The organism is Pseudotamlana agarivorans, assembly GCF_001642835.1.
Lineage (GTDB): Bacteria > Bacteroidota > Bacteroidia > Flavobacteriales > Flavobacteriaceae > Pseudotamlana > Pseudotamlana agarivorans.
Genome location: NZ_LXEI01000032.1, coordinates 1 through 6,544 on the forward strand (window position 1 = coordinate 1; position 6,544 = coordinate 6,544).

Below are 6,544 nucleotides of genomic sequence, written 5' to 3' on the forward strand. Positions count from 1 at the left end.
TACATATCCTAATGACACCTTAATACAAGTAAGTTATAACAAATTCATTTCCGAAAATCTGAATATAAAGGATACTACATATGTAATACGTCAAAGAAAGGAAAACTTGAAACTAAACTTAAATCAATTATCAAAGTATGGATTTAACGTTTTCGACTTAAAAGGGTATGCGGAAAGGAATGTACCTTACAACTCAATATTAGAGATGATAGACAGCTTAAATCAAGGAACAGAGAATTACAACTTAGTGAAATTTACCAAACCAATTTTTAATAAAAATAAAAGTCTTGCTTATATAAGAATTTTACATGGAAGCGATGGAAAGTCATTAATTCTCGAAAAGAACAATGGCAAATGGAGAAAAAAAATTGAATTAGAATCTTGGATTGAATGTTGGTAATAATATAAAAAAACGGTGTACAACAAGGTGTATAATTAATGGCTAGTTCGAGCTTACTTACGAATATTCCTGCGGAATATTCTATTCGGTTTTTATTTGTTAAATTCGGTGCTAAATCACGCCACAAATCATACACGAGACCGTTGTATGCAATTACGGATCCGGAGTTGTCGCTTTTAATCGAGGATTGTCTATAGCCGATGGATATGCTTTACTTTATTCAAAAGTGGAGTATCTTGACTAAAAGGAAAGGTACTGCTCAAGTATTTCGCTTGAAAGCGTTGAAAGTTAACTTTCAGAACGTTAGCACGTTAAATACTTGTACAAGTACGCAAAAAATTCTGACAAAGTCAAGTTTTTTTCGGAATTGTGCTGAATAAAGTAAAGCAAGTGTTTATAAGATCCATAGCGGACGATCTTTATATGAGATATAAATTATCATACGCTATGGATTAGCCCGATTAAAAGCGTGATATATTTTTCCGGATCCGTAACGGTGCCTTAACTTATATTATTAATTTTAGAAAAAAATAAAAATTAAAATATAACAGCATACAACAGGCTGTATCATTAATGTCGCCCCAAGGGCACCACAAATCATACAGCTATTGTTGGCGTAAATACTGAAAAACCAAATGAATAGATTTATAATTCTCCCCTTTTTTTTGATTTTTCTTTGTTGCAAAAATGACACTAAAAATACAACCACTAATTTCGACGGTTTAAAAAAGTACTATTATCCCAATGGCATTCTCAAATCTCAAGGAATGACTTTTGAAACCAATCAGCCTATTGGAATATGGAATTATTATGACACTACTGGAGTCTTAAATAGAAAAGCAGAATATATAAAGATAAAAGGAAAATCGTATATCAACCAAGATTGGTTTTTTAATAATAATGGAGATACTTTAAAAAATAAGGGAACTCATTTTAAAATAGTTTTTGAGAAAGATACCATTAAACTTAACGAACCAATTAAGGCTAAAATTGATTTAATATCCCCTATTTTCAAAAATAAATACTCAAATATATTTATCGTTGTTCCAAAAGATTATTCTATTAATTTTAATGAAGACTTCTCAAACCTCAGTGAAGTAAATCTGGACACAACCTTTAATTTAAATTTAGAAAAAGAAATGAAAAACTCACTCGGACTAACAACTGACTTTGGGAAAAGCGCAGTTTTTGGAAGATATTTTAATTCAATCGGCAAAAAGAAATTTAGAGGAATTTTGGTTGAGTATTTTTCCCAAGACTCAATTACTTCTGACTCAATTAAATTAAATTATTTTGAGAATAAAAAATATTTTGAAAAAGATATTATGGTTTTGGACAGTATATTTTAAAAAGTACTTACGCCAACAATGTGTATAATTCATTGCTAGTTATAGCCTACTTACGAAAGTCCTCGCGGACTTTCTATCTGTGATTTATTTGCTAAATTTAGTGCTTAAACACGCAACGAAATCATACACTAGACCGTTACCTGTAATCAGAAAATCCGTACAAATGGAGCAACATCAAAATCAATCAACCCTTTTTGCCATTTGACAAATTCCGAATAAAATGTAATGACAATCTTTGTGACTATGGACAAATTAATAAACTATCTGTTGGAATTTGGGCAGCTAAATCAACAGCAAATTGACTTGATAAAGAGAAAAGCACAGGTATTGGAGTTGAAAAAGGGCGATTACTTTTCCGAAGCAGGAAAAATACCAAAACAAGTAGCTTTTATTGAAGAAGGTATTTTACGGGTATGTTACTATAACAGCAAAGGGGATGAAATCACCAAATACTTTGTTGATGAAAACAATTTTGCAGTGGACATAAACAGCTTTAATCAAAAAATCCCCTCTTCAGAATATGTACAGGCTGTAACAAATTGTACACTACTTGTATTTTCTACAGAATCACTCAACGATTTGTCAGCCACTATCATTCAGTGGGACGGCATTATCAATAAAATAACAGAAAAAGCATTGGTTGAAAAGGTAAATAAACTAAGTCCAATGTTAGCCGAAGATGCCAAAACAAGGTATCTTAGTTTTTTAGAAAAGTTTCCTAATTTAGCCAACAGAATTCCGCTTTCCTATCTCGCTTCTTATTTAGGAATCACGCAATCATCATTAAGCAGGATTCGAAAAAGCATCTGAATTCATTATTTGCCAAATGGCAAAAGTTTTTGCTTTTGAAGTGCTGAACTTTGTTTCATCATTTTAATAGAAAACAAAAAAAATATGGATTCAATAATTATTACAGGAGCAACCAGTGGAATTGGTTTTGAATGTGCTTTACAAATGGCTCAAATTGCCAAAAATCAACAAATCATCATTCCTGCCAGAAATATTAAAGCAGGAAAAGGAGTAATAGAAAAAATAAAAACCAAAACAGGTCATAAAAACCTAAAATGTTTGGAATTAGATTTGGCTTCTTTAGAATCTATAAGAAAGTTCTCTGAATCATTTGCCAAAGAAAAAAACAACTCTATTTCTATCTTGATAAATAATGCAGGAGTACAGAATATTGGCGAAACACAATTTACGGCAGATGGATTTGAACAGACATTTGGTGTAAATCATCTTGGTTCGTTTGCCTTGACTATGCAATTATTACCCTTTGTGAAAAATGATGGACACATAACATTCACATCCAGCGAAACACACGACCCAGCACTCAAAACACCAATAGAACCACCTATTTACACAAGTGTTCAAGAGCTTGCTTTACCAAAAGAAACTTCCGAAAAACCTAGCATTGTTGGGCAAAGAAGGTATTCTACATCAAAATTGTGCAACATAATGACCACTTATGAATTACAAGAGCGATTGAAAAACACAAACATTAGGGTAAATGCCTATGACCCAGGAATGACCCCAGGGACAGGACTTGCCAAAACTTATTCACCTGTTATGCGATTTTTATGGAAAAACGTATTCCCAGTTTTGACACTATTAAAAAGCAACATACATACACCAGCCCAAGCGGGAAGAAATTTAGCCAACTTGACCTATTCTGAAAAGTACAAAGACTTAAAGGGAATTTATTTCTCTGATGGAAAAGTGGTTAAAACATCTGTTGATTCTTACAACAATGAATTTCAAAAAAGCCTGTGGAATGGTAGCCTCGAACTGACAAAAACTACATTTAACAAAATAACATAAAGAAACTTCTGAAAAAAAATGGCAGCAGGTAACAATGTATAAAAATAATAGCGGCTTTGGTGCTTAATCAAAGTCGCTTTTTTATATTTATAGTCGGTTCTAGTGTCGAAGGTTAGTGATTCTAAATCCGCTACTATTCTTATACTAACCGTTGTAACCAATCCAAAAATGCCTGAAGAGTTAGAAAATAAACTAATCGATATTATTGAAAGTGATAAATGGATGACTAACATTTTGAAAATAGTCAGAGATTTAAACCTAAAAGATTGTTGGATTGGAGCTGGTTTTGTTAGAAATAAAGTTTGGGACGAAAAACACGGGAAAGACAGAACAGAACTTAATGATATTGACATAATATATTTTGACAAATCAAATTTGACCAAAAAGTTTGACTTAGAAATAGAATGCAAACTGAGAAATCTGAATCCTAAACTAAATTGGTCTGTTAAGAATCAAGCAAGAATGCATATTAGAAATGGACACAAACAATATACTGATTGTAAAAAAGCCATTTCCTTTTGGCCTGAAACAGCTACTTCAATAGCTGTAAGATTGAATTTCAAAAACCAAATTGAGTATATCGCACCTTATGGATTAGAAGACTTATTTAATCTCTTAGTTGTACCAACACCGAAGTTTGATTTGACCATTTACAAGAGTAGAATTGAAAAGAAAAATTGGAAAGAAAAATGGAATAAATTAGAAATAAAAACTGGCTACAACACGGTGTATAAAACATAGCTAATAAGTGCATAACCGAAAGGTTTGTGTATATTTATAAAGTCCGCCAAATTTTTAATTTGGCTTTTAAAAAGTGAAAAATTAAAAACAAAATATAAAAATTCGGCTCTGTGTTAATCCGAAAAGTTAGTGTCTTTTTACACGCTACGTTCCATACACAAATCCGTTGTGCGTCATTTAAACCAACCATATGGAAGAAAAGAAAATTGCATTTAAATTATCAAAAGTTAATTGGATTTTAGCTTTAAGCGTAATCGGAATTTCAGCCTTAATTTTTTTAAGAAGAGATGGAATAAACGGATTTAGCCTTGGATATCTCTTTGGTTCAATTGTTACATCAGCTATAATACCTTTATTCTTTGCTTTTATTGTTTGGCTAATAAAAGGGAGAAAACTATATGCTGGAACTTACACATTTAATATAGTTCTTGTTCTTATGTGTTTCGGAATGATAAAAGAACTTGGAGCTATAAGCAAAGAAAAAACTGATAGTGTAGATGCTATTTCTAAATCTGTTTCGGAATACAAGCATAAAATAAACAATGAAGAAGATGGAATTGATGCATATCAAGAACATATGGCAAACGTAGATGACGGAATATCCAAAATGATTAGAAATAGTACTGGAAATGAACAAGAAGTATATAAAAACCTTCAAAAATTCACATCCATAAACAGTTCTGTTATGTTAGATTGGCAAAAGTCAGTTGATTCAGTTCCTCAAGAAAGGATTTTAGATTATTCACTTTTAAATAATCAAGCAGAGTTTGATTATCAAATTGGAGTATTAAAACATTATAAGAATCAATCAGAGTCGTATAAAAATCATTTTGAGAACAGAAAATCAATACTTATAGATTTAAATAAAAATATTCCGAAAGGGAATCTAACACTCAAAGGAGTTATGACTGGAATAAATAAAAAAGATTCAATCCAAAAACCAATATTTGAACCTTTTATCAAGTCACATATTGATTACAGCAATGATTTGTTAGAGATAGTCGAATTCCTTCAAGATAATCAAGGGAAATGGGAATATAAAAATGATGAGTTAACATTTTCGGCAGTAGCACTTGAGGAAAAATATTCGACTTTAATTAATAAAATTGCAGAAGACGAAAATCGGATTAATGAATTGACCGACAAACTGATTGAAGCAATGTGAAAAAACGAACGCACAACAATGGCTATAAGTAATTGCTTGTTCTCGCCTACTTCTGAAAATCCTCGCGGATTTTCAGTTTGGTGCGTACTTGCAAAGTTAATCGCTAACCCACACAACTACTCATAGCCTAGACCGTTGCCATTCATTGCAAAAAAACACTCGAACTCAAAAAAAATAAACTTTGGAAACTGAAAAGAAATCTGAAAAAACAACGTTTCTCAACGGAATTGGATTAAATATTTTTACGATTTTAATCGGAACTATAATTGCTGTTATTGTTGCTTCAAATACTTCTTCAGAGATGCCAGCAAGTTCAAATCACGGAGCGATATTCCCGTTTTTTAATGCAATTTTGTTCGGAATATTAACCTTAATCGCATATTTGAGTTTTAAAAATGTTTTCATAAATTATAGTTGGCTAATCACACTAATCGGAATTTTGATAACGATTTTCGCATCGACAAAAATATAAAGCGGAATTGCTCACTCAAACGGAATAAAAAATTATGAATAAAGTGGAAATTAATCGGAATAAACTAAAGTCAGTTTTAAAAACTAACTTTTGGTTCCTTTGGGTTATTCCCTTGTTTCTATTTGTGAGTTATACCAATGGAATAGAAACCGGACTATATCTTTCTGGAATTATTATTTCAGGAATTTCTTTAGATATAATTATTCCTGTAATAATTGGTGCAATTTTAAAAAAATATGAACTGAAAAGTATTTATGGAGAAATAACAATTTTTGTGATTTCTACAACTTTATTATGGATTTATATTCCCGATAAAAAACTTATAGCATTTATAATACCATTCAGTATTACACTAATAATAGTGAGACTTTTGAAATTAAGAAAACAAAATTAAGGCTGAATTTAAACTAACTGAAAAAACAACGAAATGGCAACAACGTGTATAATTAATGGCTGGTTCTCGCCTACTTACGAAAATCCTTACGGATTTTCTATTCGGTTTGTATTTGCTACATTTGTAGCCTTCCCTAAAAAATGTAGCCTATCCCATTTTAGGACACCTCTAAATTCGACAAAAAATTGTTTTCTTGCTCGGAATT

The 6,544-nt window shown here is 31.3% G+C and carries 8 protein-coding genes; all 8 read left to right on the forward strand.

Annotated elements, in window-relative coordinates:
• A partial coding sequence (locus tag A6I66_RS16820; RefSeq protein WP_169815748.1) for a hypothetical protein occupies positions 1–400 on the forward strand: 400 nt, incomplete at its 5' end.
• Between the two features lie 635 nt (positions 401–1,035).
• A complete protein-coding gene (locus tag A6I66_RS16135) occupies positions 1,036–1,749 on the forward strand; it encodes a toxin-antitoxin system YwqK family antitoxin (protein ID WP_157614279.1) in 714 nt (237 codons plus the stop codon).
• Between the two features lie 243 nt (positions 1,750–1,992).
• Positions 1,993–2,559, forward strand: coding sequence for a Crp/Fnr family transcriptional regulator (locus tag A6I66_RS16140; RefSeq protein ID WP_067151862.1), 567 nt, complete (start codon positions 1,993–1,995; stop codon positions 2,557–2,559).
• A gap of 84 nt (positions 2,560–2,643) precedes the next feature.
• The gene (locus tag A6I66_RS16145) at positions 2,644–3,567 is read left to right on the forward strand and encodes an SDR family NAD(P)-dependent oxidoreductase (RefSeq protein WP_067151865.1); all 924 of its coding nucleotides are present in this window, start codon (positions 2,644–2,646) and stop codon (positions 3,565–3,567) included.
• A gap of 168 nt (positions 3,568–3,735) precedes the next feature.
• Positions 3,736–4,308 carry a nucleotidyltransferase family protein gene (locus A6I66_RS16150; protein ID WP_067151875.1) on the forward strand — a complete coding sequence of 191 codons (573 nt, stop codon included), beginning with the start codon at positions 3,736–3,738 and terminating at the stop codon, positions 4,306–4,308.
• 190 nt (positions 4,309–4,498) lie between these two features.
• Complete coding sequence (locus tag A6I66_RS16705; protein WP_067151867.1) at positions 4,499–5,473, forward strand: stage II sporulation protein M; 975 nt, start codon at positions 4,499–4,501, stop codon at positions 5,471–5,473.
• Between the two features lie 181 nt (positions 5,474–5,654).
• Positions 5,655–5,945 (forward strand): hypothetical protein, encoded by a 291-nt coding sequence (locus A6I66_RS16825; RefSeq protein WP_067151869.1) that lies wholly within the window; start codon positions 5,655–5,657, stop codon positions 5,943–5,945.
• Positions 5,946–5,979: 34 nt separating this feature from the next.
• On the forward strand, positions 5,980–6,339 hold the full coding sequence (locus A6I66_RS16165) for a hypothetical protein (RefSeq protein WP_067151872.1): 360 nt from the start codon (positions 5,980–5,982) through the stop codon (positions 6,337–6,339).
• The last annotated feature ends 205 nt before the right edge of the window (positions 6,340–6,544 follow it).